This is a genomic window from Pseudoalteromonas sp. SR41-7, assembly GCF_014163935.1.
Lineage (GTDB): Bacteria > Pseudomonadota > Gammaproteobacteria > Enterobacterales > Alteromonadaceae > Pseudoalteromonas > Pseudoalteromonas distincta.
Genome location: NZ_JACJEF010000008.1, coordinates 1 through 20,762, shown reverse-complemented (window position 1 = coordinate 20,762; position 20,762 = coordinate 1). Strand labels below are relative to the sequence as shown.

Below are 20,762 nucleotides of genomic sequence, written 5' to 3'. Positions count from 1 at the left end.
GCCTATAAAGTAGGATTATACTGAGGCGAGTTTTTCGGCTTTTTCTGCTTGGGGCTTTGATGTTAAGAATTGGCTAAAGCACGGATTTTGTGTTTCATCTTGTACACTGTAACCTAAACGATTTAAGTGCTCGTTAAACATCTCATACTGACTCGGCTCAATAGCAAAACCTGCCAGTACATTCCCCATCGAACCACCGTGATTACGATAATGAAATAAGGTAATGTTCCAATTACTACCTAAAGTATCTAAAAAGCGTGCAAGCGCACCTGGATACTCTGGAAATTCAAAGCGAAGTAAGCGCTCATGTAATTGCTCGGGTGCTTTTCCGCCAACCATGTAGCGCACATGTAATTTAGCGAGTTCGTTATCCGACAGATCGCAAAATTGGTAGTCATTATTTGTTAAGTCTTGCTTTAGCTCATTAAGCTCTTGCTCGCCTTGGCGCAGGGCAATACCTACAAATATTTGTGCTTCACCAGGTCCTGCATAACGGTAGTTAAACTCAGTAATAGCACGGCCACCTAAAGAAGCACAAAACTGTTTAAAGCTGCCTTTTTCTTCTTTAATAGTAACCGCTAATAACGCTTCGTTTTTTTCACCCAGCGCAGTGCGCTCTGCAACATAACGCAGGCGATCAAAGTTTAAATTAGCACCGGATAAAACAGCCGCTAAATGTAACCCTTTTAAACCCGACTGCTGGCTCCACTTTTTAAGCCCTGCCGTTGCAAGTGCACCTGAAGGCTCTGCTATTGCACGGGTAGATACAAAAATATCCTGCATGGCAGCACATATTTCGTCGCTGGTGACGGTTATAACTTCATCACAAAACTTTTGCGCTAAGCGAAATGTTTCAGTGCCAATAATTTTAACCGCTACGCCATCAGCAAAACTACCAACGCGTTCAAGCTCTACCGGTTTGCCTGCTTTAAGTGCCGCTTGTAAACATGCACTTTCGTCGGCTTCTACACCAATTACTTTTATATCTGGACGCAGCGATTTAATATAAACCGCCATCCCAGCAAGTAAACCGCCGCCGCCAACAGGAATAAACACCGCATCGAGCTCGTTTAATTGCTGCATAAGCTCACGTGCTACAGTACCTTGACCAACAATGACGTCTGGGTCATCAAATGGTGGAACAAATATACCGTTTCGTTGCTCTGTAAGCTCAAGCGCATGTGCTTTTGCGGCATCAAAATGATGTCCATGTAGCACAACTTCACCGCCAAGCGCACGTACCGCACTGACTTTTATTTCAGGCGTTGTTACTGGCATTACAATTGTAGCTTGATGCCCTAAGTGAGAAGCACTTAGTGCAACCCCTTGAGCGTGATTACCCGCTGAAGCAGTGATAACCACTGAGCCTTTAGGTAATTTATTTAATTTGTTATACGCACCGCGTAATTTAAATGAATACACGGGCTGTTGGTCTTCACGCTTTAACCAAACATGGTTACCTAATTTAGCACCGAGCTCAGCCATTTCGCTGACCTCGGTAACTTTAGCCAAAGGCTCCATGTTTGCTTGAATAATAGCGCGAAAATAATCGAGCTCTTGAGAGACCATAATTAACTAAGCGCCTCCAATTTAGCTAAGTCACGCACTGCGCCTTTATCAGCACTTGTTGCAAGTAATGCATAAGCCTTTAAAGCAGACGATACATAGCGCTCACGATCAACTGGTTTGTACGCCAGTTTTCCGCGTGCTAATTGTTTTTGTTTACGTGCTTCAAGCTCTTCATCACTTAACGCTAATGTGATTTCACGTGTTGCGATATCAATAATGATTTTGTCGCCATTTTCAACATAAGCAATTGCACCACCACTTGCCGCCTCTGGCGACACATGACCAATTGATAAACCCGAAGTACCACCCGAAAAGCGACCATCAGTAATAAGTGCACATTTTTCAGCTAGGCCTTTTGATTTCAAGTAGCTAGTTGGGTATAGCATTTCTTGCATACCAGGGCCTCCTCTAGGGCCTTCGTAACGAATAACCACGATATCACCGGCTTTTACTTCATCGTTTAAAATACCTTCTACAGAATCATCTTGTGACTCGTACACGACTGCAGTACCTTCAAAATGTAGCATTTCATCAACAACGCCAGCGCTTTTAACAATACAGCCATCAACTGCTAAATTACCCGAAAGTACAGCTAAGCCACCGTCTTGGCGAAAAGCGTGTTCGACACTTCGGATACACCCATTAACACGGTCATTATCGCCCTCGTCCCAACGACACTCTTGGCTCATTGCTTTAGTGGTACGAATGCCCGCAGGGCCAGCACGGTAAAATTTGCGCGCTGCTTCGTTAGTAGGATCTGTTGCATCCCATTTTTTAACGAGCTCAGCCATAGTTGACCCTGCAACATGATTAACTGACATATCAACTAAGCCTGCTTTGCCAAGTTCACGTACGATTGCCATCATGCCGCCTGCGCGGTGCACATCTTCAATGTGATATTCAGGTGTTGCTGGTGCAACTTTACATAAAAATGGTGTTTTACGAGAGAGCGCATCAATGTGCGACATATCAAAATCAACGCCCGCTTCTTGCGCTGCAGCAAGTAAATGCAATACCGTATTTGACGAGCCACCCATTGCAATATCAACAACCATTGCATTCATAAAGGCTGTTTTGTTAGCAATAGCACGTGGCAATACATCTTGATTATCTTTTTGATAATACTCACGACATAAATCAACAATACGAGCCCCCGCTTCAACATAAAGTTGTTTACGGTCTTTATGAGTCGCAAGCGTCGTACCGTTACCTGGCAATGCTAAACCAATCGCTTCTAGCAGACAGTTCATTGAGTTTGCAGTAAACATGCCTGAACACGAGCCACATGTTGGACACGCAGAGCGCTCTACTTGCTCTGAATCTGCATCACTTACCGATTCATCAGCGCCTTTAACCATGGCATCTACTAAATCAAGTTTAATATCGATGTTAGCAAGCTTAGTTTTACCTGCTTCCATTGGGCCGCCTGATACAAATATTACCGGAATATTTAAGCGTAGTGCTGCAAGCATCATTCCTGGAGTAATTTTGTCGCAGTTTGAAATACAAATCATCGCATCAGCACAATGACCATTTACCATATACTCAACTGAGTCAGCAATTAAGTCGCGTGAAGGCAGCGAATAAAGCATGCCGCCGTGACCCATTGCAATACCATCATCAATCGCAATAGTATTAAATTCTTTAGGGACGCCACCGGCTTGTGTAATGGTTTCAGCCATAAGTTCACTTAACTGATTAAGGTGAACATGCCCTGGTACAAATTGTGTAAACGAGTTAACTACGGCAATAATCGGCTTACCAAAATCGGTGTCGGTCATACCTGTTGCGCGCCATAATGCACGAGCGCCTGCGCGTTTACGCCCTTCAGTTGTTGTTGCACTTCTTAATTTAGCCATAGTTACCTCAGTTTTTGCCGCAAAATAAGCGGGCATTCCTCATTCTAAAATTGGTGAGTAACCGAGTGATTCAGTTACTCGTAAATTGTTTTTCAGTTCGTAATTACACAGCCTGTTGTTGCTGTAAATTTTGTAAAGTGACTTCTTTGACATCCACCAGCTTATTTAACTGGCTGGTTAAAAGGTGAATTGGTTTATCACTATCTACCGTCATGTCTACATTATAAAAACCATCGTCCATATTGAGCTGAAAATGCGTAAGGTCAAAACCACGATGACGCACCACTCGTAAAAAGCGCTCTACCGCTATACTTTGGCTTTTTAATGCAATAGTTAGGCTATGTTTCATTTTGCTTTCTCCGTCATCATTTCGTCGTTAGCAGCCCCAGGTGGTACAAGTGGCCAAACATTTTCTTTATCATCAATACAGGCATGTACTATGAACGGACCTTTACTGTTAACTAATGCAGTTATCGCATCATCAACTTGGTTAGCGTGAGTAATTGTTTGCCCTGGGATACCAAATACAGCAGCTAATTGCACAAAGTCTGGGTTATCCGACAGATTAGTTTCAGAATAACGCCCTTCAAAAAATAGTTCTTGCCATTGGCGAACCATCCCTAAACGCTGGTTATCTAAAATTAATATTTTTACAGGTAAATTGTTACGACGAATAGTGGCCAGCTCTTGAATATTCATCATTATAGAACCATCACCCGATACAGTGATAACAAAGTCATCAGGGCGTGCTACTTGTGCACCAATAGCCGCAGGTAGACCGAAGCCCATTGTGCCTGCACCACCACTGCTTAAATGATTACTCGGATGAGTAAACTTCATGTGTTGTGCTACCCACATTTGGTGCTGACCAACATCGCAGCACACAACCCCTGTTTTTGGCATGCGTTGGCTTAGTTGGTTTAATAAGTACGGTGCAAAAACCTTCTCACCTGGGTAGTCGTAACGCCACGCATGCTTAATATTCATTTCTTTATTTGTGTCACACCAAGCTTTAGGTGTTACAAAGCACTCAAGTGCGGGTAACGACGTTTTTAAATCGGCAATTAATGAAGCTTTAGCAGGTTTTCGCTTACCAACTTCAGCGGCATCTATATCTAAATGGATTACTTTAGCTTTAGCTGCAAATTTAGCTAAGTTGCCTGTTACGCGGTCATCAAAGCGTGCCCCTATACATACAAGTACATCACATTCTTGCACTGCGATATTAGCAGCTTGACCACCATGCATACCCAACATACCTAAGTAATGTTCGTAATCTGGTAATACACTGCCCAGCGCTTTAAGTGTTGATACAGCTGGCATCTGAGTTTTATTTAAAAATTGCATTAGTTCGTCTTGCGCATCAGCGGCTTGTACACCACCACCAACATACGCTACAGGCTGTTTAGCCTCACTCAACAATTGATTAGCAATAGCAACTTGCTTTAAATCTAACTCTGGTAAGTATTCATCAGCTGCTAGCCAAGGTTTAAAAGGGACTTGAGCCATTTGAATATCTTTTGGGATATCGACAAGTACAGGACCTGGGCGGCCGCTTTGCGCTAAATGAATTGCTTCTTGTAATATCTCTGCTAAGTCTTCAGCTCGTTCTACCATGTAGCTGTGCTTAGTACACGAAAGCGACATACCTAGTACATCTATTTCTTGAAACGCATCTGAACCAATCGCTGCAGTAGGCACTTGGCCGGTGATCGCCAATAATGGCACTGAGTCCATCATCGCATCAGCAAGAGCGGTTATTAAATTAGTTGCACCTGGGCCAGATGTTGCAAAACATACGCCTAATTTACGTGTGCTGCGAGCATAACCAACTGCTGCAAACCCTGCACCTTGCTCATGGCGAGTTAGGTAGTGTTTGACTGGCGCGCCATACAGCGCATCGTAAATTGGCATAATAGCTCCGCCTGGGTAGCCAAATACTTCATTTACGCCGTGTTTGGCCAATAAGTCGATTGTTAGTTCTGCGCCTGTCATTAATAAACCCTCATTCCTCAGTGACAACCCAATTACAAATTTTACCCTTAAAACTAAAAAGCCCTCCGAACGGTTAAGTGCGGAGGGCTTTTTTAATGCTTAAGTTTTTAAAGCACTACGAAGCCCTCGCGGGAATAATCACCACGATAATAATCAGGACTAGGTTAAGTGCGTTTGCAAGCATGTAATTAATACCAAATTTTGTTCAATTATCGCGAAGGTTATTCCTTCGCTCTCTTTTTATATTAGTACCGCGCTAGGCCCTTTAAGTCAACACCAAAGTTAATCTAACAAAAAGACTAAAAGGCAATTTATCAGGTTTTAAAATTCATTATACAAGCTGGTAGTGGTTTTTTTATGCTCTAATTTTAATCTCAGAAATTCACTATTCTTATATCCCTTATTTAAGGTTTGATTAATTTTTGAGAATATTTTTATAAATAAAATTATTTATCTCCTTCAGGTAATGCGTAGGTTCTCTTAAGCGACTCTTAAGTGTTGTTGCATAGCATGGCGTTGTTATTTTAAACGAGCCTAAATATGAACATAACTAGCCAAACACCAGCACAAAAAAAGCCAAATCGTAGTAAGCGGTTTTACATTCACTGTAGTGCAAATGCCTTTGTAGTGATGATTGCCTGTTATTACTGTTTAGTTATAAACATTCCTTTTATTCAAGGTTCGTTTAGCGCCATCACCTCCCTTGCATCTTTTTCATGGCTATTTTTACTTTCAGTGCCACTGCTGTTGTTATGCCTTTTAATTATTTTCTTTTCAATAGTGTCGGTCAGGTGGTTACTAAAACCAATTAACTACCTTTTACTGATAATTTCGAGTGCCGTACTTTACGGCTCATTAAATTACGGCGTCGTGTTTGACTATTCAATGATTCAAAACACGTTCGAAACAGATTCAAGCGAAGCGCTGAGCTATTTAAATCCGCAGCTCATAGGCTTTCTACTACTGTTTTGTGCGCTACCTGTTTTTATATTAAGCAAAGTAAAAATACACTTTACCCGTCCTCACCAAGAAGCGATTAGTCGTATAAAACTTATTGTAGCGTGCTGCTCATTAATTGCTTTAGTGGTCGTAAACTTTTACGCCGACTACGCAGCCACTGGCCGCAATAACCGCATTTTGAAAAAAGAACTCATCCCATTTCAGTATCTCTCTAGCGGTTATAAATATATGCGCGATCAGCTGCTGTATACCAATATGGAATTTAAAAATATAGATGCAGCACCTACCCTAATTGCGCCTAATACCACCAGCGTAACAGTTATAGTTGTTGGCGAAACCGCACGAGCAGAAAACTTTGCTTATCAAGGTTATAAGCGCAACACCAACCCTTATACACAAAAGTATAATGTGACGTATTTTAATAATGTGGCGTCTTGTGGCACCGCTACTGCTGTGTCTGTGCCGTGTATGTTTTCACTGCAAACACAAGATAACTTTGATCGTTTAGCAGCCGACAACCAACAAAACCTGGTTGACTTAGCACAACAAGCTGGCAGCGACGTACTGTGGGTTGATAACAACAGCGGCTGTAAAAACGTATGCACCCGTGTTGTTAACATTGATATCCCAACCACCCCATCAGCGCTTTGCGATGGAAAATATTGTTTTGATGAAGCACTGCTTGCTCCACTTAAGCGCAAACTCGCTAATTTAAACCAAGCTAATACCGTTATCGTCCTACACATGATGGGCTCACACGGACCAACCTACTTTAAACGCTACCCAGAAAAATTTAAGCAATTTACGCCCACGTGCGACAGAAGCGACATTCAAAACTGCTCACACGATGAATTAGTTAATACCTACGACAACACAATTGCGTACAGCGACTTTGTTAACGCCCAGGTAATTGAGCAATTAAAAGCGCTGCCAAACAACATAGATAAGCAGTTTTTATATGTCTCTGATCATGGTGAATCACTTGGCGAAGCCGGTGCTTATTTACATGGTTTTCCGTATAGCTTTGCACCTAGCACACAAACGCACGTTCCTCTTTATATGTGGGCTGATGAGCATAATCAGCGCATTACTAATACCTGTTTAGCTAATTTAGACACCCGCGCTGCACGCTCACACAACAATATTTTTCACACCCTTTTAAATTTAATTGGCATTAAAAGCAAAACGTATCAGGCATCACTTGATTTACTTGCTAACTGCCAAACAACACCAAGCGAAATAAAACTATGAGTAATAAAACCGTTATAAAACGCCAAGGCTTAATGCGCCTTATTTTTACCTTAAGCCATTCTTTTAACGGCTTAAAATGGATGAGTCGATTTGAAGCGGCGTTTCAACAAGAGCTAGCACTGTTTTCATTACTCGGTGTGTTTGTGTGGCTACAAGAAATTGCACTAAGGGATAAATTACTGCTTATAGCTAGCCTGCTTTTTGTATTGTTTGCTGAGCTGGTAAATACGGCAGTTGAGGTTGTAGTTGATAGAATTGGCAGTGAATACCATGAGCTTTCGGGGCTAGCTAAAGATATAGCCTCTGCAAGCGTGTTTATAGCTATGCTAATTGCCGCTCTTATTTGGTGGGCTGTGTTATGGGCATAAAGCTAACTTTTATACCTAAAATACAAAATGCACTTGGCCCTGTATGGATTTTTGTTGTATTTGCTGTTTTGGCACTTAGCTTTTTAACACTTGCTCGCTTTGGATTAAGTGTATGGCAAGGGGAGCGTGTATTTGGATCGCATGCGTGGTTATCTATATTTATAGGTGGTTTAAGAGTTGATATAGCCACTCTAAGCTACATTATTATGCCCGCATTACTACTTACTTTACTGATGCAAAGCGTAGGGTGGCAAAATAAAGTACGCGGCCTCATTAAAATTTATTTAGTGGGAATGTCTGCTTTACTTGTTTTTTTTGAAGTGATTACGCCTACGTTTATAAACGAGTACGATTTACGCCCAAACCGCTTATTTATAGAATATTTAATTTATCCTAAAGAAGTCTCAAAAATGATTTTTTCAGGCTATAAGTTAGAAGTATTTATTGCTGTTATAGCACTTATTTTAAGCTGTAAATTTGCAAGTAAAATATTTAGCAATCAATGGCAAAGCAAGTCATCACTAACAGGTTTAAATCAATCAATTTTAGCGCTTGTTTTAGTATGCTTAACTATTTTTGGCGCCCGCAGCTCATTAGGACACAGACCACTTAACCCCGCCATGGTCTCGTTTTCTACCGATCATTTACTTAACGACTTAACCCTTAACTCACTTTATAGCGTCGCGTTTGCAGTTAAGCAACTTTCTAATGAGCAATCGAGCCAAGACTATTACGGTAAAATGCCCACCGATGAATTACTTAGTATTGTGCGTAGTAACATGCAAAATACGCAAGGCACATTTAGTGATGTAACCGCCCCTACAAAAACGTTTCATGGCGCAAGTAATACAGGTAAACCAAAAAATTTAGTCATTATTTTACAAGAAAGTTTAGGTGCTCGTTATGTAGGCACGCTTGGCGGTTTACCGCTTACACCTAATATAGACGCCCTTTATAAACAAGGCTGGGGGTTTGATAATTTATACGCCACGGGTACACGTTCAGTACGTGGAATTGAGGCGGTAATTACAGGATTTACACCAACGCCTTCGCGTGCAGTTGTTAAACTTGATAAATCACAACGTGACTTTTTTACCATTGCTGATTTTTTAGCGAAGCAAAATTACAACACGCAGTTCATTTATGGTGGCGAAAGCCATTTTGATAACATGCGCAGCTTCTTTTTAGGCAACGGTTTTAAAAGTATCGTAGATACAAATAACTTTAAAAAAATAGACTTTAATGGCTCGTGGGGCGCATCAGACGAAGACTTGTACGACCAAGCCGATATAGAACTTACTAAGCTTAAAAATCAAAACAAACCCTTTTTTAGCCTTATATTTTCAAGCTCTAATCATAGCCCGTATGACTTTCCTGACGATAAAATAACGCTGTACGATAAACAAAAACAAACCCGTAATAATGCTGCCAAGTATGCCGATTACGCACTAGGCACCTTTATCGAAAAAGCTAAAAAATCGAGCTACTGGGATGATACTGTATTTATAGTTATTGCCGATCACGACTCGCGCGTATCGGGTTCGAATTTAGTACCGGTGGATCACTTTAAAATTCCGGCCGTTATTTTTGGAAAAGGTATTACCCATAAACGAGATAGCCAACTAGCCAGTCAGCTCGATATTCCTGTTACTCTACTGTCTTTAATTGGCGCAAGTGGTAAGCACCCAATGATAGGTCATGATTTATCAAAGCCAATTAGCGACAACAAACAACGCGCAATGATGCAATACGACAAAAACTTTGCCTACATGCACGATAATAAAGTGGTGGTATTACAACCACAAAAACCAGCAACCACCTATACGTATAGCAATAACCAGCTTGTGCCATGTGAAAACGATGAGCAACTAGTAAAAAAAGCCCTAGCCCACGCGAACTTAGGTAATCTAGCTTATACAAATGGTTGGTATCATTAACCAAGTGACTTGATAATAAAGCCTTGTTAAAGTAACAAGGCTATTTTTATAAACCGAGTAAACATGAAAATCCTCGTTATTGAAGACTCTGAAGCACTAAGACGCAGCTTGCAAGTTGGCCTTAGCAACCTTGGTTTTACCGTAGATGAAACTGGTGATGGCTCAGAAGGGTTGAGTATGGCACTGAGTGGAAACTACGACCTCCTCGTACTTGATTTAATGCTACCGAGCGTTGATGGCATGAGTATTTTACAAGCACTGCGCAGCAGTAATAGCCAAAGCCGTGTGCTAATTTTATCGGCACGAAGTGAGCCTCAAGATAAAATTAACGGCCTTATGAAAGGCGCTGACGATTATTTAACTAAGCCATTTTCGTTTGAAGAACTCCATGCTCGTGTCCTTGCATTACTTCGTCGTGGTTCACTGCAAAATCAACAAAATACCCTTACCGTAGGTGATTGCGTATTAGATCTCTCCCTTAAAACTCTTCACTACAAGCAATATGCCATTGAGCTCACGCGTAATGAATACAAAATAATAGAATGCTTATTTAACGCCCCAGAGCGAGTATTGGGGCTCGAGCTTATAAGTGAAGCGGTGGTAGGTCAGTTTGATATGCTCTCTAAAAATGCGCTTGAAGCACACATCTCAACCATACGTAAAAAAGTAAGACAGTTTGATGGCGAGCTCCCGATAAAAAATAAACGTGGATTTGGTTATGTCGCAACAACAAAATAAAAATCACTCAATAAAACGTAAACTCGTTAATAATATTAGCGCTGTGATCTCAGTTATTTTATTCACCATATTTTTAACCGTTGATTTAAGTGTTGATACTTGGGTGGAAGATCAGTTCAATCAGTCTTTAACTAATAAAGCTAACTACTTAAAAACCTTAGTTGAAGATGACAACAACGTGGTTGAATTTGATTTTGCTGGTGAGTTTATGTCGGAGTATGAAGCTGCAGATGCCACGGAGTTTTACCAGTTATGGCATGGCAGTGATGTTTTTGAGCGCTCGGACTCATTAGCGCTTTATGAAAATGCTAACCTGCCTTTTTTAGAAATGCCGATAAATGAATCTAAAATTATAGATTACGAGCTTCCTAACGGGCGTGATGGCCGCGCACTTATAAGTCACTTTGTAGCCCAAAAAGATGATAGAAATCCCACCCACTCTGCTGTTTTTAATACCATGACGCTTGCAATCGCAGCGCCGACAGCCGAACTTAATAAAGTACTGATTATTATTGATGTGGTCTTTATTTTAACCTGTGTACTTGGTGTGTTTGGTGTGCGCTATTTAGTGACACGTATTGTAAATAAAGGCCTGCACCCACTACACAACTTAAACGATCAAATTAAGTTACTCGATATTACCGGTGTTGCGCAAACAATAGAAAGCGACTTTAAAGTGGAAGAAATAGAACCTATACGTAACGAGCTAAATAAGTTTATTACCGTTAATCAGCAACTCTATAGTAATGAAAAACGCCTAACAAGCGACATTGCACACGAGCTTAAAACCCCAATAGCTGAACTAATAAGCCTTTCAGAAGTGGCTATTCGCTACCCTGACGATAAACGTATTAGCGACACCTATACCAGTGATGTACTTAATATTTCACAGCGCATGAAAACAATTGTTAGCAATCTATTACTGTTGCAGCGCTCAAGTAGCAGTGCAATGCAATTAAATGCACAAAATATCATGCTAAATAACTTAGTAAATCAAATTATTGATGAGCTGACCTTTAAGCATCCAAGTATCAAAACGCGTTTAAATAACGAAATAAGTGGCGAACTTACGCTTAATGTTGACGAATTTAGTTTAAATACCATTTTGTGTAACTTAATCGATAACGCACTATTTTATGGACTCCCTGAGGCGCCAATTAAATTAACTGCCGTAAATAACAGCACAAACATGAGCATCTCTGTTAGTAACAAAGTAAATAAACCACTAAGTGGTGAACAGCTAACTGCTATTTTTGACCCGCTCTATCAGCTAGATTCATCTAGAACTAATAATCAGCGCCATGGTTTAGGATTATCTATTGTACAGAGCTTATGTAACTTAAATGGCTTTACTATTAAGGCCAGTAATACCGAAAACAATACGCTAACGTTTATATTAACGTTACCTCTGAAGTAAATTTAGGTTAGTATTTACACTACTAATTTTGAGATTTTAAGGACAAACCATGAATGCTCTTACTCGTATTAGCCACTTTTTTATTGTGGCATTACTTATAACATTTAGCCTTAACAGCTACGCTGCTCCTGCCTTATATAAAATAGAAAAAAATGGCGTTAGCTCTTACTTATTTGGCACCGTACACGTTGGTGATGCCAGCATGAAAGGCTTACCTAAAAATGTAACCGATGCAATTAGTGCAAGCAAAGAAGTGATTGTTGAAGTTGATATAAGCAAACTTACTCCACTTGAAATGCAGCAGCGTTCAATGCCATTTATGATGCTAAGGGACGGTAAAACATTACAAACTGAGCTTTCAAAGCAAAATTATACCAAGCTAAAAGATTACTTTGCTAAAAAGTCGATTGATATTGCTATGTTTAATGGCTTAAAGCCTTGGGCTGTTATGGTGACTATGATGCAAATTGAATTTCAAAATGCAGGATATTCAGATAAAACCGGCATAGACAAGCAAGTACTTGCTTACGCTAAAGAACATAAAATAAAAATTGGTGAGCTTGAAACCCTAGAACAACAACTACAAATGTTTGATGGTATGGCGCTATTAAGCAATGAAATGATTGAAGAAACTTTTGAGCAACTAGCCGATATTAATACTTACTTTATCAAGTTAGTTAATGCCTGGAAAAGCGGTGACATGGATACACTAACCGATTACTACAACATGAGTTTTGATGACAGTAATTACGGTGAAATTAGCGAGCAAGTAATGCTAACTAACCGCAATAATAATTGGGTTAAACAACTCACACCGCGTTTAGCAAACGAGCAGCTATTTATTGCTGTAGGTGCTCTGCATTTACCTGAAAAACACGGGTTACTTAAACAACTTCGAGATAAAGGCTTTAGCGTTACTCGTCTTTAAAATAAAAATGACCCCAATAGAGCTTACGTAAACAAACTCGCTAAGTAAGCTCATAATGTTTAGGTAAATTATGAAACGTTTTCAATTTGAGATTTTATTTTTTCTCACGATGCTTTTTATCAATGGAGTATATTACTACCAAGAGGGGTATTTTAAACCAAGTGTTGGGTTAATCCTTGCCTCTATTTTTATTGCGATTGAAATTGTTATTTACTTAATAGAAAGCATTAATAAAAAATATAAAAAACGAACTAACAACTAAAGTCTTCCATTTTTAAGTAATTCTCTATTCCTTTAATTTTGTCTGCCGCATGATGATTTACATAAATCACAGTACTTGTATTAGCAGCACAAACTTTCTCTATTAGTAGCAGTACACGTTGCCTGTTTGCTTCATCTAAGCCCAAGCAAGGTTCATCTAAAATAAGTAACGTTGGATGTTTTACCATAGCCCGCACAATTAATAACATACGCTGATCGCCGTACGATAGCTGAGTGAATGAGGTGCTTTGCTTGTCACTTAAACCAATAAATGCCAGCCACTGTTGAGCAATATTAATTTGTGCGTCGCTCGGTTTTTGATATAAACCTATGCTGTCGTAAAAACCTGAAATAACAGTATTTAAAGTCGATATACTTACGCGGTAATCCATATGTAGCGCGTTAGATATAAAACCAATATGCTGTTTTATATCCCAAATACTCTCCCCTGTCCCACGTTTAAAACCGAACACTTCAATGTCATTGTTATAACACTGTGGGTTATCACCTGTTATTAAATTTAATAAGCATGTTTTGCCTGAACCGTTCGCTCCACTAAGCTGCCAATGCTGATGCTTTTTTATAGTCCAATTGAGATTTTTGAATATGCTTACATCACTGTAACTAACTTTAGCATTACTCAATTTAACTAAGGTATTACCGGTGAATGCCTTTTGCTCTTGTTCAGTATCCGGAGATGGCACATCCAATGAGGTATGTTCTAAATGAAGTAGTTTTAGTAAATCACTCAATTGCTCACTGTCTGGCTTTGCCAAAGTATGTAACAAGCAACCTTGGTTTACATAGCCATAGTGAGTAATGAATGAAGGGATTTCGTCTAGGCGGTTTAGTACAAAAACAAAAGTAATAATTTGGCTAAGTTCTATGAGTATTTTATTAAGCTGCTGGCAAGATTGTACGTCGAGTCCATGAAATGGCTCATCAAGCACGACTAACTCACTATGGGAGCTGAGTGCTTTTATAAGTAGGAGTTTACGAGTTTCACCCGTTGAAAGGTCTCTAAAATGCCTATTTAGTAATGAGCTAAATTTAAATAATTCTATTAGCTGCGCTAATAATTCATCATTATTACTATGCCCTGTAAAAATAAGGTCTTTAACGAGAGTGTGCTTTTCATGCTCTAATTCTTGAGCTAGTAACTGTTTATGTGAATCTGAAGACACGAGCATAAGCTTATTAATACTACTTATACGCTTACCACTTTCGCACTTAGCCTCACCGATTAACGCAGCTGTCAGAGCAGATTTACCAGCTCCATTAGCACCTAAAAGTAACCAATGTTCTCCTAGGTTTACTTGCCAATCTAGGTTGCATATATCGTAACGGCTTTTACCTTGCCCTTGTAAGTAACCATTAAATTGCTCAAGCGTAATTGACTGCACTAACTTTTCCTAATAAACCTTAAAACAGCAAGTTAACGTATATTAAAAGTGCTTAGCAAGCTTGTTATCCGCAAAATTAATTTATTTCACTAACAACGCTAATACTATTTAATGCGTCTTTAATTGCTTGCTGGCTTATTGGCTTATGAATATGGAGGTTAGCTCCGTATTCATAAACTCGCTCTATATCATTTTGTGAGGTATTTGCTGTTATAACAATAATTGGCATTACTTTATTAAGATCGGAACGTATTCTTTTAATCGCCTCAAACCCATCCATTACTGGCATATTTAGATCCATAAAAACAATATCGTACTGATTTTCACTCACCATATCACACGCGACTTTACCATTTTCTGCGCAATCATAGCTTAAACCTAATAAACTAAGTATGCGGGTTAATAACATAGTGTTTAATGGGTTATCTTCAACGACTAAACACGTTAGCTTGTTGTTTACTTTAAGAGGTGTTGGGAGGGCTTTACTTATTGTCACTGGTAAATACAAAGACACCAAAGCACCATGAGTTTTATTATTTGTAAAAGTAATTTCACCATGCAGTGCTTTTACAACGTATTGAACCCGGGTTAGGCCTGTTCTCAACCCTTGAAAGTGATTGGTTTGTTTAAATGAGTCAAATTCAAGACTGGTAATATTCTTCGAAAAGCCACTGCCAGTGTCACTCACTGTTAAATGAAATTCATCATTTAAAAGCTTAGCTGAAACAGTAATTTCACCTTTTTGTGTAAACTTAATTGCATTACTAATTAATTCTGTAAGTGTGTGCTGCAAACGTTGATGATCCAATTTACATACACAATTTAACGATTCATCTAAAGTGCTAACTAGTTTTAGGCCTTTTTGCTTACACGCATGCTTGTAAGCTATTACTACTTTATTACACGACTCTAAAAGGTTTTCGTCATTTAAATGCGGTACCCATTTACCTGCACTTAAAGCCTGCAAGTCTTGTAATTCATCTAATATGGCTATTAACCTAAGCGCGCAATAGTTAGCTTGGGTTTTAACGCTTTGCTGTTTATCAGAAACCTCTAGCTCCTCAATAGACGTAATAAGTCCCTGCAAAGGTGTTCTAAATTCGTGACTAGCTCTGGCAATAAAATGTTCTTTATTTTGACTTGTTTGATAAACAAAATCTTTTTGTTTTTGTAGCTCTAAAAGCGTGTCTGAAACCTCTTTTTCCATTGGTATAAAAACAAATCTTAACTCAATAAGTAATAATGTCATTGCCAATAACCAGCATAGTATCTCTAGGTTGGCGACCCAATTTACTTTTTTTACAGCTTGAGATTCAAATAAGCTCACTGCCTTATCAAGCTTTGTTAATAACGTTTCAACATGCTTTATAGAAAATACTGAGTGGTTTATCTCTCCTTGCTGATACAAAAGCCGCTCTGTTTGTTCTATATAGTCAAATACCGCTTTATCTAACCCTATCGTTTCACCAAAATATAAGTCTACTAACGCTGGATTTAAGTAAATGTATTCGTCATCAGAGTTTTTAGTTAATAATGTTTGATGGGACTTTTTAAATGTATTGAGGGACTTCTCAAGTGACTCAGTATGAGCTGGCGAGTAATTACTGATGTTAAGCATAGCATTACTGTGCCAAGCAATTTTCTGTGAGAGCATGCGCTGGCTACCAGCGATGTTAATAATTTTTGCATCAAACTTTTGAACAGAAAAACTATGCTGCATTAATAAAGCAGAGCCACTTATTAATAGCGCTATTGCAATTAGTGCCCATCGGTAACGTGTTCTCACGCTTTTAATAATATTGAACATGTATATACCAGTTTTTTTATATAAGTGTAGACTAATTTTTTAAAACGAAGAATCAGTCAAAATAATTAAGCGAATTATTAATACCCAATAAAAAAGCCCAGCATCAAGCTGGGCCATTGTAGTAAAATTATATTAGCGATTCTCTAATCGATTATAATCGAACATTCCATATTCTATCCCACGATACTTTTTAGCTGTATCGTGCAATATATCGCTGTATTGCCAAAACTGTGGATGAGTACGTCGAATACCAAACTTAGATTTCAAAGCACCATAATCGGCTTCTATTTGCATCATAGGCAATTGCTCGGCAAAAGCATTTACTTGCTGCTCGTTATTTAAATACCAAATAGCTGCTGGGTAATCACCGATAAAGCCAGGAACAATCGTTGCGGTATCTTCATCATAAGCACGTTGACCATCCTCGTTTAGTAAACTAGAAATATTGTAGTGCGCATTATGATGAATAATAGTGTAGCCCTTATGACTATTATCTTTTTGCTTTACAAGTACAAAAGAAAGCTGAGGTAACAAGTTTACCGCTTTTGCTGGCATAGAACTTACTACATTTAACGGCTTTGGTACTTCAGTGTAGTTGTATCTTTCACTTAAAACTGGCGCTAAGGCTTCTTTCATCAAAGTATATAGCTCATGCTGTGGATCATCAGTTTTATAGTTAATACCGCTTGGCTGACTAAATTCTCGGTTATTTTTAAAGAACTTAGATAAGTCAGGTGGTGAATTACGATACCACTGCTTTTTGATTTGATTACGCTTAGCCTCAGGTAACAATGCTAAAAAGTTTTGCTCTCCCTCTAAACGTAAAAAATCCATATATAGGCGTGTCACTAATTGGTGGCCTATATTTCCGTACACATCAAAGCCTGCTACAAGCAAATAGTGAATACGCTCAAACAAAGCATAATCTAATATCCAGGTGGTTTTAGGCTCTTGACCAATAAAACCTTTAACTACAGTTGCACTATCAAAATGGCGAAAAATAGTTAGTGCCGCATTTTTATTATGCTCATCACCTTTCCAAAGTAAGTCTGTTGTAAGGTGCTCACCACCTTTGAACATTTTGTTAGCCAACTCTACTTTCGCCTGTAAATACTTTTTCTCGCGAACTGAATATTTAACCCAGCTAGAAATGGGTAAGGCATTACTCTCCTCAGCGGCAGGAAGTTCTAATGCCTCTTCATGTTGCATTAGCATTTCCCCTACAGCCGGAGTCGCTACTTTATTAGGATCAGCAAAAGCCACCCAAAAATGATCGTTTATAACATTTAAAGCAATCTGACCACGACAAACAGGCCCTTTTATAAAGCCCATAATAATTAACTCTGCCTCATCAAGCATAAATTGATACTTAGAATTAATTGGAATAACTTCGAAAGTTTTAAAAGGGTTAGATGCTGCCTTAGCCTCATAACTAGGCATTTTCGTAACAGTATAATCTGGCGCAATAAACTGCTCATATAAACGCAGTAATTTAGCTTCATTAAGCTCAAGTGGTAAATGTGTTTTAGAAAGTATGGTTGTACGTTCTTGCATAAAACGATAATAAACACGGCTAACTTTAGGGTCATCGTATGGGCGGCGCGTGTTAATTAACTTTATTTCCTCACCAGGAGGCGTACTTGAGCGAACTAATTTGAAAAAGCTTTGTGGGTTTTCTGAAGTAAAATAAATATGTGCTAAAAACCAATGCTCATAAATATACCGTGCTGATAACTGATACTTTAAGCTATCTTGATTTAAAAATGCTTCCCAGCCCGCTATTTTATTCTGATCATATTTACTTGGTGGCTGAATATGTGACATTTTACCACCACCTTTAAGCCAGTTCTGTAAGTGATTAAACTCTTCACGCGAAACACCAGGTAAACCATAAGGCATGCCGCCATGAGGTTGATCACTTGCCAATCGATCGAACTCACCCATTGTTGCGCAGGTTTGCGAACGCGCTAACGAAAAGTCAAACTCATCACCTAACACTTCATTTACTGGCAATTCATGGCTTTGCTTTAGCACCAGGCTATTAAATAACACACTGCCCGCTAAGTTAGCTTCTTCACTTTGCACGCGCTCATTTAGCACTGGCGTAAAGTTTTTCTCTCGCCATTGCTGAGTATTAGTTGCATCAAATAATAAACGGCTTGGGGTTGTTGCCAATAAACGAGTTCCATCGTAAACGAGCTCTTTACTCAAACCTCGGTCAATACCTTCAGGGGATGAGAGCTTCAGTTGACATGGTGCATCGTAACAACCATGACAAACTACGCAGCGGGTATCGAGTACAGGTTTTACATTTTGTAAAAAATCAGCACCAGCACCTGTTGTATGAGGCACCATTCTCTCTTGTGTTTGTTCAGGTCCAAAAAGATCATCGTAGTGAGCATTTCCCAAATATGCACAACCACTTAAAATAATGAGTACTATCGTACTTATTAGTATTTTTCTCATTCGTCGTCCTCATCACCTAAATCAAAGGTGGGCATCATATCCATTTGAGGAGAAACAAATGTATTCTGACCTTCAGTATTCAAAACAATACTTAAAAGAGGGCCATGCGTTAATGTTATCTGCGCATCGTGCTCTTGATCTAATATAGCTAAGTACAGAGGATTAGTTATAAGCAACTCATAACCGCTAAAAGTAATAGCGACACTGCTATCTTCACTTGGGTTCTGGCAAATTTGAGCAAGTAACTCATCATCAAGTCCAATTGATATTTCAAAATCAGGCTGCTCTAAGTCTCTATTACTTAATGATTCATCTAATAGAAATAAAGGGAGGGTTAAATTACTATCTTGTTCAAATTCCATTGCGTTCTCTGCACTTTCTGACGATTTAATTGACGAGTATTATATCAAACTAGCGAGCAAATTAACGCTAAAGCTAATTTAACTGTGTTTAAACGTCATCCATAACAGATTCGATCACCGAAAATACAGCACCTTGAGGGTCGCATATAACACTAAAACGACCAACATCGGGGATATCTGTTGCAGGAACACATACTTGTCCACCTAAGCTAGCGGCTTTACTAACAATTACATCGCAACTCTCTACTGCAAAATAAATCATCCAATGAGCAGGGGTATCATCAGGCCATTCACTTGTCATTTCAAGCATACCGGCAATTGGTTGTCCATCGACTAAAAATAAAATGTAGTCCATCCCTTCCATAGGCTTTATTTCGCTTTCCCAGCCTAGTAAAGCACAGTAAAAGTCTCGACTTACTTTACTATCTCTTGTTGCTAACTCATGCCAATAAGGCGTATTTAATTCACCTAAGTGCTTACAACCTTTATGCTCATTCCCCTGCCATAGTGCAACAGTTGCGCCTACTGGATCTTTTAGCATCAACATTCGTCCTGCATTCATAACATCATGAGGACCGGCAATAACCTCAGCACCTAGTTCTTTTGCTTTTAGCGCACAATCATCAATATTATCGACGGCAATGTAAGCCAACCAATGACTTGGGATACCTGCACTAATTTGCTCTTTAGGCATTTCGTACATTGCAGCGATATCATCACCTTGCTTTTGTAGCATGGTGTAGTATATGTTCTGTCCAATAGGTTGATCGTCATGCCCCCAATCAAATAATGATGTATAAAACGCCTTACCGTCTTTCCAATTGTGCGTACAAAGCTCTGACCAACAAAAAACACCATGCGGGTGGTTTTCAACTTTACTCATGATTAAGCCCTTATTATTCTAATTTTACCTAAACGAACTCTGTCACATTTTATAAACTACATAATTGAACAGATCATAAATTGAGATTAGAGCAATAACTAAGCGGAGTCGATAAAAGAAGGACAAAAATTCGTTATCCAGTTGTTTCATATTTGAGGTTTTTAACGCAGTTAGGGTCAGATTTAACCTCTCAAATGGATTAAATATTATTGCTGATTGATATAAATGATTTACTAAGAAGTCCTTCGCTCTAGAGGAATCCCTGAATCACTTTTCTGCAGACGTAAAAAAGCCCGACTATTTCTAGTCGGGCTTTCTACAATTTGAAGCCTGGTAATGTCCTACTTTCACATAGCAAATGCTACACTATCGTTGGCCGGGGCTCGCCTTCGAGCTGTTTGGTTTCACTACTGAGTTCGGGATGGGCTCTTGACTATTTACTAAATCCCAGAAAGCAAAAAACCCGTCACATTGCTGTAACGGGTCTCTACAATTTGAAGCCTGGTAATGTCCTACTTTCACATAGCAAATGCTACACTATCATCGGCGCTGTTTCGT

16 protein-coding genes are annotated in these 20,762 nt (G+C 39.2%); 7 read left to right on the top strand and 9 right to left on the bottom strand.

Annotated elements, in window-relative coordinates; all coding sequences use genetic code 11:
* Nucleotides 1–15: 15 nt before the first annotated feature.
* The 4 genes from ilvA to ilvG form a co-directional block, all read right to left on the bottom strand.
* A complete protein-coding gene (gene ilvA, locus H5092_RS12285) occupies nt 16–1,569 on the bottom strand; it encodes a threonine ammonia-lyase, biosynthetic (RefSeq protein WP_039485942.1) in 1,554 nt (517 codons plus the stop codon).
* Nucleotides 1,570–1,571: 2 nt separating this feature from the next.
* On the bottom strand, nt 1,572–3,428 hold the full coding sequence (ilvD, locus tag H5092_RS12280; RefSeq protein ID WP_024596945.1) for a dihydroxy-acid dehydratase: 1,857 nt from the start codon (nt 3,426–3,428) through the stop codon (nt 1,572–1,574).
* A gap of 103 nt (nt 3,429–3,531) precedes the next feature.
* Entirely contained in the window at nt 3,532–3,777 is a 246-nt protein-coding gene (ilvM, locus tag H5092_RS12275) for an acetolactate synthase 2 small subunit (RefSeq protein WP_002959893.1), read from the bottom strand.
* Nucleotides 3,774–5,423 (bottom strand): acetolactate synthase 2 catalytic subunit, encoded by a 1,650-nt coding sequence (ilvG, locus tag H5092_RS12270; protein WP_182733602.1) that lies wholly within the window; start codon nt 5,421–5,423, stop codon nt 3,774–3,776. The genes ilvM and ilvG overlap by 4 nt, the downstream gene beginning before the upstream one ends.
* Before the next feature lie 540 nt (nt 5,424–5,963).
* On the opposite strand from ilvG, the gene H5092_RS12265 reads away from it, so the two are divergent.
* From H5092_RS12265 to H5092_RS12235, 7 genes are all read left to right on the top strand, one after another.
* On the top strand, nt 5,964–7,634 hold the full coding sequence (locus H5092_RS12265; RefSeq protein WP_182733601.1) for a phosphoethanolamine transferase: 1,671 nt from the start codon (nt 5,964–5,966) through the stop codon (nt 7,632–7,634).
* A complete protein-coding gene (locus tag H5092_RS12260) occupies nt 7,631–8,002 on the top strand; it encodes a diacylglycerol kinase (protein ID WP_007582120.1) in 372 nt (123 codons plus the stop codon). Before H5092_RS12265 ends, H5092_RS12260 begins: the two co-directional genes overlap by 4 nt.
* Entirely contained in the window at nt 7,993–9,939 is a 1,947-nt protein-coding gene (locus H5092_RS12255; protein ID WP_182733600.1) for an LTA synthase family protein, read from the top strand. Before H5092_RS12260 ends, H5092_RS12255 begins: the two co-directional genes overlap by 10 nt.
* 63 nt (nt 9,940–10,002) lie before the next feature.
* Entirely contained in the window at nt 10,003–10,677 is a 675-nt protein-coding gene (locus H5092_RS12250; protein WP_182721024.1) for a response regulator transcription factor, read from the top strand.
* Nucleotides 10,658–12,094: a sensor histidine kinase KdpD gene (locus H5092_RS12245; protein WP_182733599.1), complete on the top strand. Its 1,437-nt coding sequence runs from the start codon at nt 10,658–10,660 to the stop codon at nt 12,092–12,094. Before H5092_RS12250 ends, H5092_RS12245 begins: the two co-directional genes overlap by 20 nt.
* A 49-nt stretch (nt 12,095–12,143) precedes the next feature.
* Nucleotides 12,144–13,022 (top strand): TraB/GumN family protein, encoded by an 879-nt coding sequence (locus tag H5092_RS12240; RefSeq protein ID WP_182733598.1) that lies wholly within the window; start codon nt 12,144–12,146, stop codon nt 13,020–13,022.
* Nucleotides 13,023–13,092: 70 nt separating this feature from the next.
* Entirely contained in the window at nt 13,093–13,284 is a 192-nt protein-coding gene (locus H5092_RS12235; protein WP_182733597.1) for a hypothetical protein, read from the top strand.
* Here the strand turns inward: H5092_RS12235 and H5092_RS12230 are convergent.
* From H5092_RS12230 to H5092_RS12210, 5 genes are all read right to left on the bottom strand, one after another.
* Nucleotides 13,274–14,686 (bottom strand): ATP-binding cassette domain-containing protein, encoded by a 1,413-nt coding sequence (locus H5092_RS12230; protein ID WP_182733596.1) that lies wholly within the window; start codon nt 14,684–14,686, stop codon nt 13,274–13,276. The genes H5092_RS12235 and H5092_RS12230 overlap by 11 nt on opposite strands.
* 76 nt (nt 14,687–14,762) lie before the next feature.
* Entirely contained in the window at nt 14,763–16,493 is a 1,731-nt protein-coding gene (locus tag H5092_RS12225; RefSeq protein ID WP_182733595.1) for a response regulator, read from the bottom strand.
* A 132-nt stretch (nt 16,494–16,625) separates the two neighbouring features.
* Nucleotides 16,626–18,959: a fatty acid cis/trans isomerase gene (locus tag H5092_RS12220; protein WP_182724140.1), complete on the bottom strand. Its 2,334-nt coding sequence runs from the start codon at nt 18,957–18,959 to the stop codon at nt 16,626–16,628.
* The gene (locus H5092_RS12215; RefSeq protein ID WP_182694334.1) at nt 18,956–19,321 is read right to left on the bottom strand and encodes a hypothetical protein; all 366 of its coding nucleotides are present in this window, start codon (nt 19,319–19,321) and stop codon (nt 18,956–18,958) included. The genes H5092_RS12220 and H5092_RS12215 overlap by 4 nt, the downstream gene beginning before the upstream one ends.
* A gap of 88 nt (nt 19,322–19,409) precedes the next feature.
* Nucleotides 19,410–20,204 (bottom strand): VOC family protein, encoded by a 795-nt coding sequence (locus H5092_RS12210; RefSeq protein WP_182733594.1) that lies wholly within the window; start codon nt 20,202–20,204, stop codon nt 19,410–19,412.
* Nucleotides 20,205–20,762: the final 558 nt, after the last annotated feature.

Excerpts from the sequence above, each read along its gene's own strand:
- H5092_RS12235 (WP_182733597.1), top strand. The coding sequence starts at position 13,093 with ATGAAACGTTTTCAATTTGAGATTTTATTTTTTCTCACGATGCTTTTT.
- H5092_RS12240 (WP_182733598.1), top strand. The coding sequence starts at position 12,144 with ATGAATGCTCTTACTCGTATTAGCCACTTTTTTATTGTGGCATTACTT.
- H5092_RS12265 (WP_182733601.1), top strand. The coding sequence starts at position 5,964 with ATGAACATAACTAGCCAAACACCAGCACAAAAAAAGCCAAATCGTAGT.
- ilvA (WP_039485942.1), bottom strand. The coding sequence starts at position 1,569 with ATGGTCTCTCAAGAGCTCGATTATTTTCGCGCTATTATTCAAGCAAAC.
- H5092_RS12220 (WP_182724140.1), bottom strand. The coding sequence starts at position 18,959 with ATGAGAAAAATACTAATAAGTACGATAGTACTCATTATTTTAAGTGGT.
- ilvG (WP_182733602.1), bottom strand. The coding sequence starts at position 5,423 with ATGACAGGCGCAGAACTAACAATCGACTTATTGGCCAAACACGGCGTA.
- H5092_RS12210 (WP_182733594.1), bottom strand. The coding sequence starts at position 20,204 with ATGAGTAAAGTTGAAAACCACCCGCATGGTGTTTTTTGTTGGTCAGAG.
- H5092_RS12255 (WP_182733600.1), top strand. The coding sequence starts at position 7,993 with ATGGGCATAAAGCTAACTTTTATACCTAAAATACAAAATGCACTTGGC.
- H5092_RS12250 (WP_182721024.1), top strand. The coding sequence starts at position 10,003 with ATGAAAATCCTCGTTATTGAAGACTCTGAAGCACTAAGACGCAGCTTG.
- H5092_RS12215 (WP_182694334.1), bottom strand. The coding sequence starts at position 19,321 with ATGGAATTTGAACAAGATAGTAATTTAACCCTCCCTTTATTTCTATTA.
- ilvD (WP_024596945.1), bottom strand. The coding sequence starts at position 3,428 with ATGGCTAAATTAAGAAGTGCAACAACAACTGAAGGGCGTAAACGCGCA.
- H5092_RS12245 (WP_182733599.1), top strand. The coding sequence starts at position 10,658 with ATGTCGCAACAACAAAATAAAAATCACTCAATAAAACGTAAACTCGTT.
- ilvM (WP_002959893.1), bottom strand. The coding sequence starts at position 3,777 with ATGAAACATAGCCTAACTATTGCATTAAAAAGCCAAAGTATAGCGGTA.
- H5092_RS12225 (WP_182733595.1), bottom strand. The coding sequence starts at position 16,493 with ATGTTCAATATTATTAAAAGCGTGAGAACACGTTACCGATGGGCACTA.
- H5092_RS12260 (WP_007582120.1), top strand. The coding sequence starts at position 7,631 with ATGAGTAATAAAACCGTTATAAAACGCCAAGGCTTAATGCGCCTTATT.